16 protein-coding genes and 1 riboswitch are annotated in these 18,474 nt (G+C 72.8%); of the genes, 12 read left to right on the forward strand and 4 right to left on the reverse strand.

The window, feature by feature from the left end; genetic code table 11:
• The first annotated feature begins 139 nt into the window (after positions 1-139).
• The 7 genes from ACZ5CZ_RS23485 to ACZ5CZ_RS23515 all read left to right on the forward strand — a co-directional run bounded on the left by ACZ5CZ_RS23485 (position 140) and on the right by ACZ5CZ_RS23515 (position 9,996).
• Positions 140-1,348, forward strand: a complete 1,209-nt coding sequence (locus ACZ5CZ_RS23485; RefSeq protein ID WP_468945652.1) for a helix-turn-helix domain-containing protein — start codon at positions 140-142, stop codon at positions 1,346-1,348.
• 354 nt (positions 1,349-1,702) lie between these two features.
• On the forward strand, positions 1,703-2,692 hold the full coding sequence (locus tag ACZ5CZ_RS23490) for a malate dehydrogenase (protein ID WP_467545990.1): 990 nt from the start codon (positions 1,703-1,705) through the stop codon (positions 2,690-2,692).
• Positions 2,693-2,946: 254 nt separating this feature from the next.
• Positions 2,947-4,467 (forward strand): aldehyde dehydrogenase family protein, encoded by a 1,521-nt coding sequence (locus tag ACZ5CZ_RS23495; RefSeq protein WP_468945655.1) that lies wholly within the window; start codon positions 2,947-2,949, stop codon positions 4,465-4,467.
• A 52-nt stretch (positions 4,468-4,519) separates the two neighbouring features.
• Positions 4,520-6,049, forward strand: a complete 1,530-nt coding sequence (locus ACZ5CZ_RS23500; protein ID WP_468945658.1) for a GMC family oxidoreductase — start codon at positions 4,520-4,522, stop codon at positions 6,047-6,049.
• Entirely contained in the window at positions 6,049-7,116 is a 1,068-nt protein-coding gene (locus ACZ5CZ_RS23505; RefSeq protein WP_468945661.1) for a quaternary amine ABC transporter ATP-binding protein, read from the forward strand. Before ACZ5CZ_RS23500 ends, ACZ5CZ_RS23505 begins: the two co-directional genes overlap by 1 nt.
• A complete protein-coding gene (locus ACZ5CZ_RS23510; protein WP_468945663.1) occupies positions 7,116-9,038 on the forward strand; it encodes an ABC transporter permease in 1,923 nt (640 codons plus the stop codon). The genes ACZ5CZ_RS23505 and ACZ5CZ_RS23510 overlap by 1 nt, the downstream gene beginning before the upstream one ends.
• A 1-nt stretch (position 9,039) precedes the next feature.
• A complete protein-coding gene (locus ACZ5CZ_RS23515) occupies positions 9,040-9,996 on the forward strand; it encodes an ABC transporter substrate-binding protein (RefSeq protein WP_468945665.1) in 957 nt (318 codons plus the stop codon).
• Positions 9,997-10,002: 6 nt separating this feature from the next.
• Here the strand turns inward: ACZ5CZ_RS23515 and ACZ5CZ_RS23520 are convergent, their stop codons facing one another.
• Genes ACZ5CZ_RS23520 through ACZ5CZ_RS23530 form a run of 3 tightly spaced genes read right to left on the reverse strand, consistent with a single transcriptional unit; the run spans position 10,003 to position 11,689 of the window.
• Positions 10,003-10,725 carry an isocitrate lyase/PEP mutase family protein gene (locus ACZ5CZ_RS23520; protein ID WP_385843475.1) on the reverse strand — a complete coding sequence of 241 codons (723 nt, stop codon included), beginning with the start codon at positions 10,723-10,725 and terminating at the stop codon, positions 10,003-10,005.
• Positions 10,722-11,150: a carboxymuconolactone decarboxylase family protein gene (locus ACZ5CZ_RS23525; RefSeq protein ID WP_385843569.1), complete on the reverse strand. Its 429-nt coding sequence runs from the start codon at positions 11,148-11,150 to the stop codon at positions 10,722-10,724. The genes ACZ5CZ_RS23520 and ACZ5CZ_RS23525 overlap by 4 nt, the downstream gene beginning before the upstream one ends.
• 38 nt (positions 11,151-11,188) lie before the next feature.
• The gene (locus tag ACZ5CZ_RS23530) at positions 11,189-11,689 is read right to left on the reverse strand and encodes a carboxymuconolactone decarboxylase family protein (RefSeq protein ID WP_385843477.1); all 501 of its coding nucleotides are present in this window, start codon (positions 11,687-11,689) and stop codon (positions 11,189-11,191) included.
• Between the two features lie 46 nt (positions 11,690-11,735).
• Here ACZ5CZ_RS23530 and pdxR point away from each other — a divergent pair, with 46 nt between their 5' ends.
• Together pdxR and ACZ5CZ_RS23540 are read left to right on the forward strand one after the other, a co-directional pair.
• The gene (gene pdxR / locus ACZ5CZ_RS23535; protein ID WP_468945668.1) at positions 11,736-13,136 is read left to right on the forward strand and encodes a MocR-like pyridoxine biosynthesis transcription factor PdxR; all 1,401 of its coding nucleotides are present in this window, start codon (positions 11,736-11,738) and stop codon (positions 13,134-13,136) included.
• 242 nt (positions 13,137-13,378) lie between these two features.
• Positions 13,379-14,203 carry an ATP-binding cassette domain-containing protein gene (locus ACZ5CZ_RS23540; protein ID WP_468945671.1) on the forward strand — a complete coding sequence of 275 codons (825 nt, stop codon included), beginning with the start codon at positions 13,379-13,381 and terminating at the stop codon, positions 14,201-14,203.
• Positions 14,204-14,207: 4 nt separating this feature from the next.
• On the opposite strand, the gene ACZ5CZ_RS23545 is transcribed toward ACZ5CZ_RS23540, so the two are convergent.
• On the reverse strand, positions 14,208-15,053 hold the full coding sequence (locus tag ACZ5CZ_RS23545; protein WP_468945713.1) for a DMT family transporter: 846 nt from the start codon (positions 15,051-15,053) through the stop codon (positions 14,208-14,210).
• 127 nt (positions 15,054-15,180) lie between these two features.
• Here ACZ5CZ_RS23545 and ACZ5CZ_RS23550 point away from each other — a divergent pair, with 127 nt between their 5' ends.
• From ACZ5CZ_RS23550 to ACZ5CZ_RS23560, 3 genes are all read left to right on the forward strand, one after another.
• Positions 15,181-15,522, forward strand: coding sequence for a hypothetical protein (locus tag ACZ5CZ_RS23550; RefSeq protein ID WP_385843480.1), 342 nt, complete (start codon positions 15,181-15,183; stop codon positions 15,520-15,522).
• Between the two features lie 26 nt (positions 15,523-15,548).
• A complete protein-coding gene (locus ACZ5CZ_RS23555; RefSeq protein ID WP_468945674.1) occupies positions 15,549-16,733 on the forward strand; it encodes a glutathionylspermidine synthase family protein in 1,185 nt (394 codons plus the stop codon).
• An 82-nt stretch (positions 16,734-16,815) separates the two neighbouring features.
• A riboswitch (ZMP/ZTP riboswitch) is annotated at positions 16,816-16,905 on the forward strand.
• A gap of 42 nt (positions 16,906-16,947) precedes the next feature.
• Positions 16,948-18,396 (forward strand): glycine hydroxymethyltransferase, encoded by a 1,449-nt coding sequence (locus tag ACZ5CZ_RS23560; RefSeq protein ID WP_385843482.1) that lies wholly within the window; start codon positions 16,948-16,950, stop codon positions 18,394-18,396.
• Positions 18,397-18,474: the final 78 nt, after the last annotated feature.

Here is an 18,474-nt window from a genome sequence, read left to right on the forward strand (position 1 = left end):
TTTCCGGTGGGAAAACCTCGTAGCACCGGGTGCAGAAGCGAGGCGACCCGTGCTCCCGTGCGCCCCCGCTCCGGGAACTGGGATCCTTAGGCAACACATCTCTGTGGGTAGCACTGAGCGGGGGAAGTGGGGGGTGGCGATGCCTCGTTGGAAAGACCTGCCGGACGATCTGGATCCGCAGATCAAGGAGTTCACCAGCCAGTTGCGGCGGCTCGTCGACCGCAGCGGCATGAGCATCGCGGCACTGGCCGACTGCACGGGCTACAGCAAGACGTCCTGGGAGCGCTATCTCGGCGGCCGGCTGCTCGCGCCCAAGGGGGCGATCGTCGCGCTCGCGGAGGTCACCGGCACCAGCCCGGTCCATCTGACCACCATGTGGGAGCTGGCCGAGCGCGCCTGGAGCCGGTCGGAGATGCGGCACGACCGGACCATGGAGGCGATCCGGATCTCCCAGGCCCGCGCGGCGCTCGGGGACTTCGGCGCGGCGGAGGCGACCGGCGGGCCGCCCGCCCGTCCGCGCGGCGGCGCCACCGCGTTCCCGGGGGTCGCCGGCCCGGCGGGCGTCTCGCCGGCCATTCCGACGCAGCCGACGGCCGCAGACGCAGACGCCAGAGCCGCCGCCGCCGACGCCGAGGCCGGGGCGCGGGAGGGCGGGGGCCGCGGGGCAGGTCCGGCGGACAGGGCCGGCTCGGGCGGCAACTCCTGGGGCGTGGCCGGATACCGGGGCCCGTCCAAAGCCACTGCCCGCCCGGCTGCGGGCGCGGGCGTTCCCGGTGCCGGTGTTCCGGGTGCCGGTGTTCCCGGTGGGGTTGCCGACGTTCCCGGTGCCGCCCGGCCCGCCGCCGAAGGGACCGAGCGCCGGCAGCGGCTGACGATGTTCCTCGCGGGCCTGGTCGGCACGCTCGCCGTCATCGCCGCCGTCTTCTTCTTCACCGACCACGGCGGCGGGCCGAAGAACGCGCACACCGCCAAGTCGCCCGCCCCCACCGCCCGTACGCAGGTCAGCGCAGCGCCCGGTGTCAAGTGCGCCGGCGCCGCCTGCACCGGCAAGGACCCGGAGACCATGGGCTGCACCGGCGACCTGGTGATCACCGCCCGGAGCGCCGCCGTCGGCTCCACGGTCCTGGAGGTCCGCTACAGCAAGGCCTGCGGTGCGGCCTGGGGCCGGATCACCGGCGCCACCCAGGGCGACCAGGTCCGGATCTCTGCGGGCAGGCTCCACGAGACCGGGCGGATCACCGCCGTCGGCGACGCGATCGCCTACACGCCGATGGTCGCCGTACGGTCCGCCGGTGAGGCGACCGCGTGCGCCGCTCTCGCCTCCGGCCGTACGGGCTGTACGAAATAGGACGCGCCGCGGGGGAGGGGAGCGGCCCGGGGGCGCATCCGGGTGAATTCCCGGGATCCGTATGCATGGACGGCCGGATCCGGGGCACGCGAACGGTATCCCCCCACGGGAGTCCGGTGAGCCGGTACCCCCAACGGCGGCCGCCTCCGTCCCTACCTCTCCCGGACGGGCGGCCGCCTTTTGCATGCCCGCCGGCCCCCTCCGCCCGACCCTGTGGGCTGATCCACACCGCCCCGGCCGTCTCGCATGCCGGATGCGCGATAGCCTGACCGCTGGATCTCTCTTGACGCCAAGAGATCGATCATCCGCCCGGGGCAGTGACGCCCCACCGCCAGCTGTCATACGGAGAACGCCATGACCCGCACTCCCGTGAACGTCACCGTCACCGGCGCGGCCGGCCAGATCGGTTACGCCCTGCTCTTCCGCATCGCCTCCGGCCAGCTGCTCGGCGCGGACGTGCCGGTCAAGCTGCGCCTGCTGGAGATCACCCCGGCGCTCAAGGCCGCCGAGGGCACCGCCATGGAGCTGGACGACTGCGCCTTCCCGCTGCTCCAGGGCATCGACATCACGGACGACCCGAACGTCGCCTTCGACGGCGCCAACGTGGCCCTGCTGGTGGGCGCCCGGCCGCGCACCAAGGGCATGGAGCGCGGTGACCTGCTGGAGGCCAACGGCGGCATCTTCAAGCCGCAGGGCAAGGCCATCAACGACCACGCCGCGGACGACATCAAGGTCCTCGTCGTCGGTAACCCGGCCAACACCAACGCGCTCATCGCGCAGGCCGCCGCGCCGGACGTCCCGGCCGAGCGCTTCACCGCGATGACCCGTCTGGACCACAACCGCGCGGTCACCCAGCTCGCGAAGAAGACCGGCTCGACGGTCGCCGACATCAAGCGCCTGACGATCTGGGGCAACCACTCCGCCACCCAGTACCCGGACATCTTCCACGCCACGGTCGCCGGCAAGAACGCCGCCGAGACCGTGAACGACGAGAAGTGGCTGGCCGAGGACTTCATCCCGACCGTCGCCAAGCGCGGTGCCGCGATCATCGAGGCCCGCGGTGCCTCGTCGGCCGCCTCCGCCGCCAACGCCGCGATCGACCACGTGTACACCTGGGTCAACGGCACCGCCGAGGGCGACTGGACCTCCATGGGCATCCCGTCGGACGGCTCCTACGGCGTCCCGGAGGGCCTGATCTCCTCCTTCCCGGTCACCTGCAAGGACGGCAAGTACGAGATCGTCCAGGGCCTGGACATCAACGAGTTCTCGCGGGCGCGGATCGACGCGTCGGTGCAGGAGCTGGTGGAGGAGCGCGACGCGGTGCGCGGCCTCGGCCTCATCTGACCCGCGCCGCCTCCGGCAGCACTTCGAGCCCGTACGGCCTTGCCGTGCGGGCTCGTGGCCTACGTACCGGCGACTGCTTCCCGCCCGGACGTGTCCGTTTTCCCGGCTTTTCTTCCTGTTTTTCCGTGACGCCGCACACTTTCGGTCACCGATTCCGCATGCCGTTCTGCGGGCCGGGGCAGGCGGCCACGGTCCCCGAGGGGTCACGCGTGTGACCGAGGGGAACCGAACAGGAACGGAAGGCAACACGGAGCATGGCGGACAGAACGGAACGACAGGCCCAGGCGACCATTCACGCCGGAGGCGAGTGGCTGGAAGCGATCTCCGGGGCGACCCGGGAGATCCTCGACCCGGCGGACGCCCGGCCGTTCGCCGTGGTCGCCGAGGGCGACGAGAAGGACGCCGAGCGTGCCGTGGCAGCCGCACGCGAGGCCTTCGACCACGGGCCCTGGCCCCGCACCCCGGTCGCCGACCGCGCCGCCCTGCTGCGCCGCGTCGCCGATCTCCTCGTACGCGACCGCGAGACGCTCGGCCTGCTGGAGAGCCGGGACGCGGGCAAGATCGCCGAGGAGGGCCGGGTCGACATCGACTGTGTCGCCGACGCCTTCCGCTACTTCGCCGACCTGGTCGCCGCCGAGGCCCCCGGCCGGGTGGTCGACGCCGGCTCGCCGGACATCCACAGCACCGTGGTGCACGAGCCGGTCGGTGTCTGCGCGCTGATCACCCCCTGGAACTACCCCCTCCTCCAGGCCAGCTGGAAGATCGCCCCGGCGCTCGCCGCCGGCAACACCTTCGTGGTCAAGCCCAGCGAGATCACCCCCATGACCACCATCGCGCTGCTGGAACTGCTGGTCGAGGCCGGGCTGCCGGCCGGCGTCGCCAACCTCGTCACCGGACCCGGCCACACCGTCGGCGCCCGGCTCGCCGAACACCCGGGCGTCGACCTGGTGTCCTTCACCGGCGGCCTGGTCAGCGGCGTCAAGGTCGCCCAGGCCGCCGCCCCGACCGTGAAGAAGGTCGCCCTCGAACTCGGCGGCAAGAACCCCAACGTGGTCTTCGCCGACGCCTGCGCCACCGCCGAGGGCTTCGACACCGCCGTCGACCAGGCCCTCAACGCGGCCTTCATCCACAGCGGCCAGGTCTGCTCGGCCGGCGGGCGCCTCATCGTGGAGGAGTCCGTCCGGGACCGCTTCGTCGCCGAACTCGCCCGCAGGGCCGGCCGGATCCGGCTCGGCCGGGGCACCGAGCCCGGCGTCGAGTGCGGCCCGCTGGTCTCGGAGCAGCAGCGCGCCAAGGTGGAGTCGTACGTCGCCTCCGCCCTCGCCGAGGGCGCGGTGCTGCGCACCGGCGGCAAGCGCCCGGAACCGGACGCCACCCGTCCCGCCACCGGCTACTTCTACGAGCCGACCGTCCTCGACCACTGCCACCGCGAGATGCGGGTCGTCCGCGAGGAGGTCTTCGGCCCGGTGCTCACCGTCGAGACCTTCCGCACCGAGGAGGAGGCCGTCCGCCTCGCCAACGACACGGAGTACGGCCTGGCCGGCGCCGTGTGGAGCGCCGACACCTCCAGGGCCCGCCGGGTCGCGGCCCGGCTGCGCCACGGCACCGTCTGGATCAACGACTTCCACCCCTATCTGCCGCAGGCGGAGTGGGGCGGCTTCGGAAAGAGCGGAGTGGGCCGCGAACTCGGCCCCGCCGGACTCGCCGAGTACCGCGAGACCAAGCACGTCTACCAGAACCTCGCCCCGAAGCCCGTCCGCTGGTTCGCCGGCTGAACCGCACCCCGTCACGCCTGATCGCCTGACCCCCCTCTGGAGTACCCCTCCCATGTCCCAGCACACCCGGATCTACGACTACGTCGTCATCGGCGGCGGCACCGCGGGCTCGGTCATCGCCTCCCGCCTCACCGAGAACCCCGAGACCACCGTCGCCGTCATCGAGGGCGGCCCCAGCGACGTCGGCCGCGACGACGTCCTCACCCTGCGCCGCTGGATGGGCCTGCTCGGCGGCGAACTCGACTACGACTACCCCACCGTGGAGCAGCCACGCGGCAACTCCCACATCCGGCACAGCCGCGCCCGCGTCCTCGGCGGCTGCTCCTCCCACAACACCCTCATCGCCTTCAAGCCCCTGCCCTCCGACTGGGACGAGTGGGAGGCCGCCGGCGCCAAGGGCTGGGGCGCCGTCCCCATGGAGGCCTACTTCGCCCGTCTGAAGAACAACATCGTCCCGGTCGACGAGAAGGACCGGAACGCCATCGCCCGCGACTTCGTCGACGCCGCCCAGACCGCTCTCGGGGTACCCCGCGTCGAGGGCTTCAACCGCAAGCCGTTCACCGAGGGCGTCGGCTTCTTCGACCTCGCCTACCACCCGGAGAACAACAAGCGCTCCTCCGCCTCGGTGGCCTATCTCCACCCGGTGCTGGACGAACGCCCGAACCTCACGCTCCTGCTGGAGACCTGGGCGTACAAGCTGGAGTTCGACCAGGGCCGCGCGGAGGGCGTCCGGGTGCGCACCAAGGACGGCGAGGACCTGCTGATCCGGGCCCGGAGCGAGGTCGTGCTGTGCGCCGGCGCCATCGACTCGCCGCGGCTGCTGCTCCACTCGGGCATCGGCCCCCGGGCGGACCTGGAGGCGCTCGGCATCCCCGTCGTACAGGACCTGCCGGGCGTCGGCGAGAACCTGCTCGACCACCCCGAGTCGGTCATCGTCTGGGAGACCCACGGGCCGATCCCGGAGAACTCCGCGATGGACTCCGACGCGGGCCTGTTCGTCCGCCGCGACCCCGGAAACCCGGGCCCCGACCTGATGTTCCACTTCTACCAGATACCGTTCACGGACAACCCCGAGCGCCTCGGCTACGAACGCCCGGCGTACGGCGTCTCGATGACCCCGAACATCCCCAAGCCGAAGAGCCGCGGCCGCCTCTACCTGACCAGCGCCGACCCCTCGGTCAAGCCCGCCCTGGACTTCCGCTACTTCACCGACGAGGACGACTACGACGGCCGGACCCTGGTCGACGGCATCCGCATCGCCCGCGAGATCGCCCGGTCCGAACCGCTGGCCGGCTGGCTCAAGCGCGAGGTGTGCCCCGGCCCGGAGATCGTCGGCGACGCCGAACTCAGCGAGTACGCCCGCAAGGTGGCGCACACCGTCTACCACCCGGCGGGCACCTGCAAGATGGGCGCAGTGGACGACGAACTCGCCGTGGTGGACCCGGAGTTGCGGATCCGCGGCCTGTCCGGCATCCGGATCGCCGACGCCTCCGTCTTCCCGACCATGACCGCCGTGAACCCGATGATCGGGGTGCTCATGGTCGGGGAGAAAGCCGCCGAGCTGATCGGGGGCGGTGCGTGATGAGTAGTAGTACCCCCGTCTTCTCGGTCTCCGGCCTGTGGAAGGTCTTCGGCCCCCGGCCCGAGCGCGTCCCCGCCGACCCCGAGCTGGCCGCCCTCGACCCCGCCGGGCTGCGCGCCCGCACCGGTTGCACCGCCGCCGTCCGCGATGTCTCCTTCGACGTCCGCAAGGGCGAGGTCTTCGTGGTGATGGGCCTGTCCGGCTCCGGCAAGTCCACCCTGGTGCGCTGTCTGACCCGGCTCATCGAACCCACCGCCGGCTCGATCGCCATCGACGGCGAGGACGTCCGCGCGATGGACCGCGCCCGGCTGCGCGAACTGCGCCGCCACCGCGCCGCGATGGTCTTCCAGCACTTCGGCCTGCTGCCGCACCGCACGGTCCTGGACAACGTCGCCTACGGCCTGGAGATCCAGGGCGTGGCGAAGGCCGAACGGCGCGAGCGCGCCGCCGAGTTCGTCGCCAAGGTGGGCCTGGAGGGCATGGAGCAGCGCCGCCCGGGCCAGCTGTCCGGCGGCCAGCGCCAGCGCGTCGGCCTGGCGCGGGCCCTGGCCGTCGACCCCGAGGTGCTGCTCTTCGACGAGCCGTTCAGCGCCCTCGACCCCCTCATCCGCCGCGACATGCAGGAGGAGGTGGTCCGGCTGCACCGCGAGGAGGGCCGCACGATGGTCTTCATCACCCACGACCTCAGTGAGGCGCTGAAGCTGGGCGACCGGATCGCCCTGATGCGCGACGGCCGGGTGGTCCAGCTGGGCACCCCGGAGGAGATCGTCGGCTCCCCGGCCGACGACTACGTCCGCGAGTTCGTCCGCGACGTCCCGCGCGAGCAGGTGCTGACGGTCCGTACGGCGATGAAGTGGGGCGGCTGCGGCGGCTCCGAGCACCCGGGCGCGCTGGCTCCGGACGCGGTGGTCGCGGACGCGATCAGGACGGTGGCCACCCTCGGCACACCGGCCTGCGTGCTCGCGGACGGCAACTGCGTGGGAACCGTGGACCACGAACGGCTGCTGGACGTCGTGGCCGGGGTGGACCCGCGCATGCCCAATCCGCGCACCCCGGAGGCCGTCTGATGGCAACGCTCAGTCTCCCGACCGCCCCGGCCGCACCCCGGGTCCTGAAGAGCCCTGCCGCGGGCAAACTCCTCCTGCTCGCGCTCCTCACCGCCGTACTCCTCCCCCTCCTGCACGGCGGCACCTGGCCGCAGCACCTCACCGTCCACCTGGACAAGCCCCTCGCCGCGGCCAGCAACTGGGTCATCGACAACCGCGACACCCACCCCCTCTTCCTCTACTTCTTCGGGTACGTCAGCAACGCGGTCGTCCTCTCCGTCCGCGCCGTCTACCTCACCCTCCTCGCCGCGGGCTGGACCGGCGTCACCGCCTTCACCGCCCTCCTCGCCTGGCGCCTGGCCGGGCCCCGGCTCGCCGCCGGTACCGCGGTCGCGCTGCTGACCTGCGGGACCCTCGGCATGTGGGTGCCGACCATGCAGACCCTCGCGCTGATGGTCGTGGCCGTCCTCGCCTCCGCGCTCGTCGGCGCGCTCCTCGGCCTGGCGGGCGGCCTCTCCGAGCGCCTGCACCGCGCCCTGCGCCCGGTCCTGGACACCATGCAGGTGCTCCCGGCCTTCGCCTACCTGCTCCCCGTCGTCCTGGTCTTCGGCATCGGCGTCCCCGCGGCCGTCCTCGCCACCGTCGTCTACGCCGCCCCGCCGATGGCCCGCCTCACCGCGCTCGGCCTGCGCGGCGCCGACCCCGAGGTCCTGGAGGCCGTGGAGTCGCTCGGCGCCACCCGCCGGCAGCGGCTGCTGACCGCCCGGATCCCGCTGGCCCGCAGCGAGCTGCTGCTCGGCCTCAACCAGACGATCATGATGGCGCTGTCCATGGCCGTGATCGCCTCGGTCATCGGCGCCGGCGGTCTCGGCGACCGCGTCTACCAGGCCCTCGCCTCGGTGGACGTGGGCGCCGCCCTGGCGGCCGGCATCCCCCTCGTGCTGCTCGCGATCGTCCTCGACCGGGTGACCGCGGCGGCGGGCGACGGCGGCACCCGCCCCAGGACCATCGGCCGGCTCTACGTCCTGGCCGTCACCGTGGCGCTGGCCCTGGCCGCCCGCCTGCTCGGCGCCCTGGACTGGCCCGCCGGCCTGACCCTGCACATCGCCGAGCCGGTCAACCGCGCCGTCGACTGGATGACCGGCCACCTCTACTCCGGCGTCCCGGTCGTCGGCGGCACGGCCGACTGGGCGGGGCACTTCACCACCTGGGTGCTCGACCCGGTCCGCGACGGCCTCCAGTGGCTGCCCTGGTGGTCGGTGCTGCTGATCGTGGCCGCCCTGGCCTGGCTGATCGGCACCTGGCGCACCGCGCTGACCGCCGTCCTCGCCATGGCCGCGATCGGCGTGCTCGGGGTGTGGGAGCCCTCGCTCGACACCCTCTCCCAGGTGCTGGCGGCCGTGGCCGTCACCCTGGTCCTGGGCTTCGCGACCGGCATCGCCGCCGCCCGCAGCGACCGCGTCGAACGCGCCCTGCGCCCGGTCCTGGACGTCCTCCAGACGATGCCGCAGTTCGTGTACCTGATCCCGGTGGTGGCGCTGTTCGGCGTCGGCCGGGCACCCGCCGTGGCCGCCGCCGTGGTCTACGCCCTCCCGGCCGTCGTACGGATCACCGCGCAGGGCCTGCGCCAGGTCGACCCGGCCGCGCTGGAGTCCGCGCGCTCGCTCGGCGCGACCGGCCGGCAGCAGCTGTGGCAGGTGCAACTCCCGCTGGCCCGGCGGGCGTTGCTGCTCGCCGTCAACCAGGGCGTGGTCCTGGTGCTGGCCGTGGTCATCATCGGCGGCCTGGTCGGCGGCGGCGCCCTCGGCTACAACGTCGCCTTCGGCCTGGCCCAGGGCGACCTCGCGACCGGACTGGTGGCCGGTGCCGCCATCGTCTGCCTGGGTCTGATGCTGGACCGGGTGACCCAGCCGGCCGAGCGCCGCGCGAAGAAGGGAGCGTGACATGCGCGTACGTACGACCGTCGGGACAGCCGCGGTGTCCGCGCTGTTCCTGCTGACCGGCTGCGGTGCCGCCGACATGACCAAGCAGGCCAGCCCGTTCGCCGACGCTCAGGGCGCGAAGACCGTCACCCTGTCCGTGCAGTCCTGGGTGGGCGCGCAGTCCAACGTGGCCGTCGCCCAGTACATCCTGGAGCACAAGCTGGGCTACCGCGTGGACACCGTCCAGGTGGACGAGGTGCCCGCGTGGGACGCGCTGAGCCAGGGCCGGGTGGACGCGCTCCTGGAGGACTGGGGCCACCCGGACCAGGAGAAGCGGTACGTCCAGGACAAGAAGACGATCGTGTCCGGCGGCGGCCTCGGGGTGACCGGCCACATCGGCTGGTTCGTGCCCACCTATCTCGCCCGGCAGCACCCCGACATCACCGACTGGCGGAACCTGAACAAGTACGCCTCCCTCTTCCGCACCGCGGAGAGCGGCGGCAAGGGCCAGCTGATGGACGGCTCCCCGTCCTACGTCACCAACGACAAGGCCCTGGTGCAGAACCTGAAGCTGGACTACCAGGTCGTCTTCGCCGGTTCCGAGGCGGCGCAGATCACCCAGATCAAGCAGTTCGCCAAGGAGAAGAAGCCCTTCCTGACCTACTGGTACGCGCCGCAGTGGCTGTTCAAGAAGGTCCCCATGACGGAGGTGAAGCTGCCGCCGTACAAGGAGGGCTGCGACGCGGACGCGGCCAAGGTCGCCTGCGCGTACCCGCACACCCCGCTCAAGAAGTACCTCAACGCCGGCTTCGCGAAGTCCGGCGGGCGGGCGGCGGCCTTCCTGAAGAAGTTCCGCTGGACGACGGAGGACCAGGACCAGGTCTCCCTGATGATCGCGGACCAGAAGCTCAGCCCGGAGCAGGCGGCGCGGAAGTGGGTGGACAGCCACCCCTCCACCTGGAAGCGGTGGCTGTCCTGAGCGCCCTCAGCCCAGCAGTCCGGCCGCGATCTCCCGGACCGCGGCCGCGGCCTTGCGCTGGAGGCCCGGCCCGAAGGTGATCCGGGTGGCCCCGAGCCCGCCGAGTTCGGCGGGCGAGGGGCCGCTGCCGTCCAGCCGGGCCAGCGCGTTCAGCGGACCCTGCACGGCCGACCGCAGCAGCGGCAGCACCTCGGCCGGCGCCAGGATCGGGTACACGCAGTCGGCGCCCGCCGCCACGTACAGCGCGGCACGCTCGATGGCCCGCTCCGGGTCGCCGTCGCCGTGCACGAAGACGTCGACGCGGGCGTTGACGAACAGCCGGTCGCCGGCCGCCGCGCGCACCTCGGCGAGGAACTCGGCCTGCTCCCGCGGGTCCTTGAGGGCGCCCCCGACGGAGTCCTCCAGGTTGCAGCCGACGACACCGGCCTCCAGCAGCCGGTCCACCAGCTCCTTCGGCGCGAGCCCGTACCCGGCCTCGACGTCCGCCGACACCGGCACGTCCACCGCCCGCGCGATCCGGGCGACGGCCGCGAACATCTCGTCGGCCGGGGTCTGCCCGTCCTGGTGGCCGAGACTGGCGGCGACGCCCGCGCTCGGCGTGGCCAGCGCCGGGAACCCGGCCTCGGCGAAGACCCGCGCGCTCGCCGCGTCCCAGGGACCCGGCAGGACCAGCGCATCCCCCGGGACCCGTCCCAGGTGCAGCGCGCGGAACTCGTCGGCCTTGCTCATGGCTGGTAACCCCCTGGTGCGGTACGACGGCTGACCATGATCCGGTTCCAGCCGTTGATGACGGTGATCAGAGCGATGAGGTGGGCCAGCTCGGCCTCCTCGAAGTGGCGGGCGGCCCGGTCGTACACCTCGTCCGGCACAAAGCCTCCCCCAGACTTCGTCTGGGAGGTGCCCCCAGTGAGCACGGTGACCGCCTCGGTCAGGGCCAGCGCGGCCCGCTCCCGCTCGCTGAACAGGTCCCCGGCCTCCTCCCAGGCGTTCAGCAGCTGGACGCGGTCCTCCGACTCGCCGTTCTTCCGGGCGGCCTCGAGGTGCATGTCCAGGCAGAACGCGCAGTGGTTGAGCTGGGAGGCGCGGATCATCACCAGCTCGGCGAGGACCGGGTCGCCGAGCCCCCGCTTCGCCGCCGCGCTCACCGCGGACATCGCCGCGCCGACCTGCCGGTCCAGCAGCTGGGTACGGCTCACTTGTACTGCCCCGCCTGGTAGTGGCCCGGGGTCATCCGGGTGGTCACGGCGAACCGGTTCCAGGCGTTGATCACCGCGATGGCCGCGATCAGCTGGGCCAGCTCGGCCTCCTCGAAGTGCTGCGCGGCCCGGTCGTACACCTCGTCCGGCACAAAGCCGTCGGTCAGCACGGTGACCGCCTCGGTCAGCTCCAGTGCCGCGAGCTCCTTCTCCGTGTAGAAGTGCCGCGACTCCTGCCACGCGCTGAGCTGCACGATCCGCTCCACGCTCTCACCGGCCGCGAGCGCGTCCTTGGTGTGCATGTCGAGGCAGAACGCGCAGTGGTTGAGCTGCGAGGAACGGATCTTCACCAGCTCGGCCAGCTTCGGGTCCAGCCCCTGCCGGGCCGCGGCGTCCAGCCGGACCATCGCCTTGTAGACCTCGGGCGCGTGCTGGGCCCAGCGCATCCGCGGGGCGTGTTCGGCGGCGTACTCGACGGTTTCCTGTGCTGTGCTCATGCCTCGACCCTAGAAGCCGGGCAGCCCAGGAGTATGGTCCATTTCCATGGCGAAATCATGGGCCACTTTGGGTGTGGACCTGCACCTGGAACCGTCCGGCGGCGGCGGGCTGCGCCGCAGCCTCACCGACGCGCTGCGCGACGCCGTCCGCACCGGCCGCCTCGCCCCCGGCACCCGGCTGCCGTCCTCCCGCTCCCTCGCCGCCGACCTCGGCATCGCCCGCAACACCGTCGCCGAGGCCTACGCCGACCTGGTCGCCGAGGGCTGGCTCACCGCCCGGCAGGGCTCCGGCACCCGGGTGGCGGACCGCGCCGTGGCCCCGCCGCCCTCGCGCCCGGCGAGCGCGCCCCGGCACCGCCGGGAACCCGGCCGCCCGGTCCACAGCCTCGTCCCCGGCACCCCCGACCTCGCCTCCTTCCCGCGCGCCGAGTGGCTCAGGGCCGCCCGCCGCGCCCTCGCCGCCGCCCCGAACGACGCCCTCGGCTACGGCGACCCGCGTGGCCGCCCCGAACTGCGCACCGCCCTCGCCGGATACCTCGCCCGCGCCCGGGGCGTGCGCGCCCACCCGGACTCCGTCCTGGTCACCGCGGGCTTCTCGCACGCCCTGCGGCTGCTCGGCCCGGCGCTGCGGGCGCGCGGGGTGCGCACGGTGGCGGTCGAGTCGTACGGACTGGACCTCTACTGGCGTCTGCTGCGCACCGCCGGCCTGGCCACCCCCGCCCTGCCCTACGACGAACTCGGCACCGACACCCGCGCGTTGGGCGACGCCGGGGCCGTGCTCCTCACCCCCGCCCACCAGTTCCCCATGGGCACCGCCCTGCACCCGGACCGGCGGGCGGCCGTCGTCGACTGGGCGCGCCGCACCGGCGGCCTGGTCCTGGAGGACGACTACGACGGCGAGTTCCGCTACGACCGCCAGCCGGTCGGCGCCCTCCAGGGCCTCGGCCCCGACCAGGTGGTCTACCTCGGCACCGCCAGCAAGGCGCTCGCCCCCGGCCTGCGGCTGGGCTGGATGGTGCTGCCGCCCGCCCTCATCGAGGAGGTGATCGCGGCGAAGGGCCATGTGGACACCGTCGGCGCGCTGGACCAGCTCACCCTCGCCGAGTTCCTCACCTCCGGCGCCTACGACCGCCATGTCCGCTCCGCCCGGCTGCGCTACCGGCGCCGCCGCGACGCCCTCACCGCGGCCCTCGCCGACCGCGCGCCCGACGTCCGCGTCACCGGGATCGCCGCCGGCCTGCACGCGGTGCTGCGGCTGCCGCCCGGCACCGAGCAGTCGGTGGTCCAGGCCGCCGCCTGGCAGGGCCTGGCCCTGCACGGCCTCTCCTTCCACCGCCATGAACAGGCCGTCGCCGAGCCCTTGGACGCCCTCGTCGTCGGCTACGGCACCCCGCCGGACAGCGCCTGGGCGGGAGCGCTGGACGCCCTGTGCCGGGTGCTCCCGTGATGGGGTACAGTTGATCACGCAAGGCCGCCGGAACACCCGGTGACCGGCAGTGCGTTGGTGGTCCAAGGAAAGACGCCCCGCTTCCTGCGGGGAAATGCAGGTGCAAGGCCTGCCCGGCGCTCGAACCCCGAACCCCGCCTCCGATTCCGGAGGCGGGGTTCGTGCGTTGGGCCTCTGAAGCGGCCAACTCCCGTAGAAATCAGGAGATTTCACAGCTAGTCTCCTGCTGGTCGTTTCTGAGGGTGGCCGAGATCACCGCCCTGCCGGTGGAGCCGGCACCGGACCGGTCCGCCGCCGCCAGCGTGGCCTCCCGCCCGGAGCCCCGCCCGTCCGCCTCCGTCGCCGTCTTCGAGGACGTCTCCTTCACCTACCCCGGCCGCCCCGAACCCGCCCTGCGGTCCTTCTCCCTGGAGGTACCGGAGGTCGGCCTGACCGCCCTGGTCGGGCCGTCCGGCGCCGGGAAGACCACGGTGCTCAGCCTCATCGAGCGCTTCTACGACCCGCACGCGGGCACCGTCCGCATCGACGGAACCGACGTACGGGACTGGCCGCTGCACACCCTGCGCGCCCGCATCGGGTACGTCGAACAGGACGCCCCCGTCATGGCCGGCTCACTGCGGGAGAACCTCGCCTACGCCCTCGACGGCGTCGGCGACGACGAGCTGCGGGACGTCCTCGCCGCGACCCGGCTGGAACCCCTCGTCGCCCGGCTGGGCGGGGATCTCGACGCCCGGATCGAGCATCGCGGCGTCTCCCTGTCCGGCGGCGAACGCCAACGCGTCGCCATCGCCCGGGCCCTGCTCAGAAAACCCCGGCTGCTCCTCCTGGACGAGGCCACCTCACAGCTGGACGCGGTCAACGAGGCGGCACTGCGGGACGTCGTACGCGAGCTGTCCACCCGGGTCGCCGTGCTGGCGGTGGCGCACCGCCTCTCCACGGTGCGCGGCGCCGCACGGATCGCGGTCGTCGAGGACGGCCGGGTCCGCGCCACGGGCACGCACGAGGAACTGCTGAAGACCAGCCCGCTCTACGCGCGACTGGCCTTCCACCAGCTCTCCGACGCCTGAACCGTCAGGACGCCTCGACCTCCGCCTCCGCCTCGACCGCCGCCGGCGCCTCCCCGAACCGGGCGAGCGCCAGGGCGCCCACGACGGCCACCGCGAAACCCAGCACCGCCAGCCAGGCCAGGCCCTCCCGGGTGCGGTCGCCGAGCCAGACCACGCCCACCGCCGCCGGGCCGAGCGTCTCGCCGATCACCAGACCGGCCGTGGCCGTCGTCACCGAACCGCGTTGCAGCGCGGAGGTCAGCAGCATGAAGGCGGCGCCGCCGCCGATGACCAGCGCATAGGCCGCCGGGTTGGTGAACAGGTCCGCGGGCCGGAGCGAGTCGATCAGCCGTACCGACACCTCCACCACCCCGAACCCGAAACCGGCCCCCAGCCCCAGCACCAGCGCCCGCGCCCCGCCGGACAGCCGCCCGCCCGCGAACGCGAGCAGCAGCATCCCGGCCGCCACCGCGAGCATCGCGTACCGCAGGGTGTCCGAGCCGGCCCGGTCGCCCTCCGGCCCGGACGCCAGCCCCAGCATCGCGAGCCCGGCGCACACCACACCCACCGCGCCCCACTCCGTGCCGCTCAGCCGCACCTTCAGCAGCCGCGCCGCGACCACCGCGGTCACCGCGAGACTGGACGCGAGGGCCGCGCCGACCGCGTAGATCGGCAGGGAGCGCAGCGCGGCGATCTGGAACAGGAAGCCGATCCCGTCCAGCGCCAGCCCGACGATGTACCGCCACTGCCGCATCGCCCGCAGCAGCAGGGCCGCCTCGCCCCCCTCGCCCGTACCGGCCGTCCGCGCGGCCACCGCCTGCAACACCGTCGCGGTACCGAAGCAGACCGCCGCGCCAAGGGCGCACACCATTCCAAAGAGCACAAAGGGACTCTAGGAGAAGGCCCTACCGGTCACCCACTTGGGCCTGCGCTCTTACCGTTCTCTAGGCTGACCGCCGAAACGAAGGAAGCGGTCACGACACACGGGGGAGACGGACATGGCCGACACACGACGGCGACTGCGGTCCGGCACGGTGGTACTCGGCGGCATGGGCCTGCTGGCCGCCGCCCTCACCGCCTGCTCCTCCGACCCGGACAAGCGCTGCGTCGACCGCGACAGCTACCAGGCCGCCAAGGGGTACAAGGCCGTCTCCGACAAGAACTGCACGTCCGTCACGTCCGTGGACGGCGACTGGTACTACGGCGGCAAGAAGAAGGGCTCCTGGGTGAGCGGCGGCTCCTTCACCCCGCCCCACAAGGGCTCCGGCGGTTCCTCGGGCGGCAGCGGGGTCCACCGCGGCGGCTTCGGCGGCAGCCACTACCACAGCTCCGGCGGCTGAGCCGGACGCCCGATCGGACACCCCGCATGGAACGCCGCACCACCACGCCCCGCCCCGGCTGGCAGCAGACCGTCGAGGAACAGGGACTGGTCTACCCGCTCACCCGCCACCCCGACGGCTCCCTGCGCCCCTACTGGGACGAGAGCGCCTACTACGTCTTCTCCCTGCCCGAGGTCGAGGCGCTGGAGGACACGGTCGGCGAACTGCACCGCATGTGCCTGGCCGCCGCCGACCACCTGGTGACCGGCGACCGCCTCGCCGACCTCGGCATCACCGACCCGCGGGTGGCGGCGGCGGTCGCCGAGTCCTGGACCCGCCGCGCCGAACTCCCCTCCCTCTACGGCCGTTTCGACCTGCGCTACGACGGCACCGGCCCGGCCAAGCTGCTGGAGTACAACGCCGACACGCCCACCTCCCTGGTGGAGGCCGCCTCCCCCCAGTGGTTCTGGATGGAGGACCGCTTCCCCGGCGCCGACCAGTGGAACTCCCTGCACGAACGGCTGGTCGACGCCTGGCGCGCCCAGGCCCCGCTGCTCCCGCCCGGCAGCCCCCTGCACTTCGCGCACTCCGCCGCCGACGAACTCGGCGAGGACCTGATGACGGTCGCCTATCTGAAGGAGACCGCGGAACAGGCCGGACTCGACACCGACTGGCTGCCCATGGAGGAGATCGGCTGGGACACCCTCTCCGGCCGCTTCGTCGACAACCGGCTCCGCTTCATCCGCGCCCTCTTCAAGCTCTACCCGTGGGAATGGCTCACCACCGACGCCTTCGGCGGCCATGTCCTCGACACCCTCGACAACGGCGGCGGCACCGGCAGCACCCTGTGGATCGAGCCCGCCTGGAAGATGCTGCTCAGCAACAAGGCCCTGCTGGCGGTCCTCTGGGAGCTGTACCCGGGCCACCCCAACCTCCTCCCCGCCTACCTGGACGGCCCCCGCGACCTGGCCGGCACCCACGGCTACGTCGCCAAGCCGCTCCTCGGCCGCGAGGGCGAGGGCGTCACCGTCCACCCGCCGGGCGCCGAACCCGTCGTACGCGACGAACCCTGCTGCTACCAGCAGCTCGCACCCCTGCCCGCCTTCGACGGCAACCACGTGGTGCTGGGCGCCTGGACCGTCCGCGGCGAACCGGCCGGGCTCGGCATCCGCGAGTCCACCGGCCTGATCACCGACGAGTACGCCCGCTTCCTGCCCCATGTGATCCTCTGATCCGCCGGCCGCACCCCGGCGGGAGACGTCGCTCGCATGGTGGACGCGGGACCTGCGCCGGGCGACGCGCCCGGTAGGCTGATCAGCGGGCCGTGACTGGCGCGCTGGGATGGGACGGACCATCGGGGAGCGGCCCGGCGGGAAAACAGTGCCGTGCGCCTGGGCCGAACGTAACGCTGTACATGAGTTGTACGCACGCCGTCCGGAGGTCCCCATGCCGAAGCAGCACCCTTCCACCGAGTCCACCGCCTTCCGCGCGGCGCTCGACGTCATCCGCGCGGTCGAGCCGCGGGTCGCCGACGCCATCGGCCAGGAGGTCGCCGACCAGCGCGAGATGCTCAAGCTGATCGCCTCCGAGAACTACGCCTCCCCGGCCACCCTGCTGGCCATGGGCAACTGGTTCAGCGACAAGTACGCCGAGGGCACCGTCGGCCGCCGCTTCTACGCCGGCTGTCGCAACGTCGACACGGTCGAGTCGCTGGCCGCCGAGCACGCCAAGGCCCTGTTCGGCGCCCGGCACGCCTACGTCCAGCCGCACTCCGGCATCGACGCCAACCTCGTCGCCTTCTGGGCCGTACTCGCCGACCGCGTCGAGGCGCCCTTCCTGGAGAAGACCGGCGCCCGCCAGGTCAACGACCTCACCGAGGCCGACTGGGCCGAGCTGCGCCAGGCCTTCGGCAACCAGCGCATGCTCGGCATGTCCCTGGACGCCGGCGGCCACCTCACCCATGGCTTCCGCCCGAACATCTCCGGAAAGATGTTCGACCAGCGCTCCTACGGCACCGACCCGGCGACGGGCCTCATCGACTACGACGCCCTGCGCGCCCAGGCCCGGGACTTCAAGCCCCTGATCATCGTCGCCGGCTACTCCGCGTACCCCCGTCTGGTGAACTTCCGGATCATGCGGGAGATCGCCGACGAGGTCGGCGCGACCCTCATGGTCGACATGGCGCACTTCGCCGGCCTGGTCGCGGGCAAGGTCCTCACCGGCGACTTCGACCCGGTCCCGCACGCCCAGATCGTCACCACCACCACCCACAAGTCGCTGCGCGGCCCGCGCGGCGGCATGGTCCTGTGCGACGACTCCCTCAAGGACCAGGTCGACCGCGGCTGCCCGATGGTCCTCGGCGGGCCGCTCCCGCACGTCATGGCCGCCAAGGCCGTCGCCCTCGCCGAGGCACGGCAGCCCGCCTTCCAGGACTACGCCCAGCGCATCGTGGACAACTCCCGCGCGCTCGCCGAGGGCCTGATGAGCCGCGGCGCCACCCTGGTGACGGGCGGCACGGACAACCACCTCAACCTGATCGACGTCGCCACCTCCTACGGCCTCACCGGCCGCCAGGCGGAAGCGGCGCTGCTCGACTCCGGCATCGTCACCAACCGCAACGCCATCCCGGCCGACCCGAACGGCGCCTGGTACACCTCCGGCATCCGCGTCGGCACCCCCGCGCTCACCACCCGTGGCCTCGGCACGGCGGAGATGGACGAGGTGGCGGGCCTGATCGACCGCGTCCTGACCACCACCGAGCCGGGCACCACCAAGTCCGGCGCCCCCTCCAAGGCGGCCCACGTCCTGGACGAGAAGGTCTCCCAGGAAATCGCCCAGCGGGCAACGGACCTGGTGGCGGGCTTCCCCCTGTACCCGGAAATCGACCTCGGCTGACAGACGCCCCAAGGGGCAGCCAACCCAGGGGCGCGGGGCCGCATCCATATGCGGCTCCGCCGCGGGGCGCGACCAGCC

It is taken from the genome of Streptomyces sp. NPDC031418, assembly GCF_055581605.1.

What these genes read in the sequence shown, in the direction of transcription:
- ACZ5CZ_RS23530 (WP_385843477.1), bottom strand. Translation starts at nt 11,689, where the DNA reads ATGAGCACAGCACAGGAAACCGTCGAGTACGCCGCCGAACACGCCCCG.
- ACZ5CZ_RS23490 (WP_467545990.1), top strand. Translation starts at nt 1,703, where the DNA reads ATGACCCGCACTCCCGTGAACGTCACCGTCACCGGCGCGGCCGGCCAG.
- ACZ5CZ_RS23505 (WP_468945661.1), top strand. Translation starts at nt 6,049, where the DNA reads ATGAGTAGTAGTACCCCCGTCTTCTCGGTCTCCGGCCTGTGGAAGGTC.
- ACZ5CZ_RS23485 (WP_468945652.1), top strand. Translation starts at nt 140, where the DNA reads ATGCCTCGTTGGAAAGACCTGCCGGACGATCTGGATCCGCAGATCAAG.
- ACZ5CZ_RS23510 (WP_468945663.1), top strand. Translation starts at nt 7,116, where the DNA reads ATGGCAACGCTCAGTCTCCCGACCGCCCCGGCCGCACCCCGGGTCCTG.
- ACZ5CZ_RS23560 (WP_385843482.1), top strand. Translation starts at nt 16,948, where the DNA reads ATGCCGAAGCAGCACCCTTCCACCGAGTCCACCGCCTTCCGCGCGGCG.
- ACZ5CZ_RS23555 (WP_468945674.1), top strand. Translation starts at nt 15,549, where the DNA reads ATGGAACGCCGCACCACCACGCCCCGCCCCGGCTGGCAGCAGACCGTC.
- ACZ5CZ_RS23545 (WP_468945713.1), bottom strand. Translation starts at nt 15,053, where the DNA reads ATGGTGTGCGCCCTTGGCGCGGCGGTCTGCTTCGGTACCGCGACGGTG.
- ACZ5CZ_RS23520 (WP_385843475.1), bottom strand. Translation starts at nt 10,725, where the DNA reads ATGAGCAAGGCCGACGAGTTCCGCGCGCTGCACCTGGGACGGGTCCCG.
- ACZ5CZ_RS23525 (WP_385843569.1), bottom strand. Translation starts at nt 11,150, where the DNA reads ATGTCCGCGGTGAGCGCGGCGGCGAAGCGGGGGCTCGGCGACCCGGTC.
- ACZ5CZ_RS23500 (WP_468945658.1), top strand. Translation starts at nt 4,520, where the DNA reads ATGTCCCAGCACACCCGGATCTACGACTACGTCGTCATCGGCGGCGGC.
- ACZ5CZ_RS23550 (WP_385843480.1), top strand. Translation starts at nt 15,181, where the DNA reads ATGGCCGACACACGACGGCGACTGCGGTCCGGCACGGTGGTACTCGGC.
- pdxR (WP_468945668.1), top strand. Translation starts at nt 11,736, where the DNA reads ATGGCGAAATCATGGGCCACTTTGGGTGTGGACCTGCACCTGGAACCG.
- ACZ5CZ_RS23495 (WP_468945655.1), top strand. Translation starts at nt 2,947, where the DNA reads ATGGCGGACAGAACGGAACGACAGGCCCAGGCGACCATTCACGCCGGA.
- ACZ5CZ_RS23515 (WP_468945665.1), top strand. Translation starts at nt 9,040, where the DNA reads ATGCGCGTACGTACGACCGTCGGGACAGCCGCGGTGTCCGCGCTGTTC.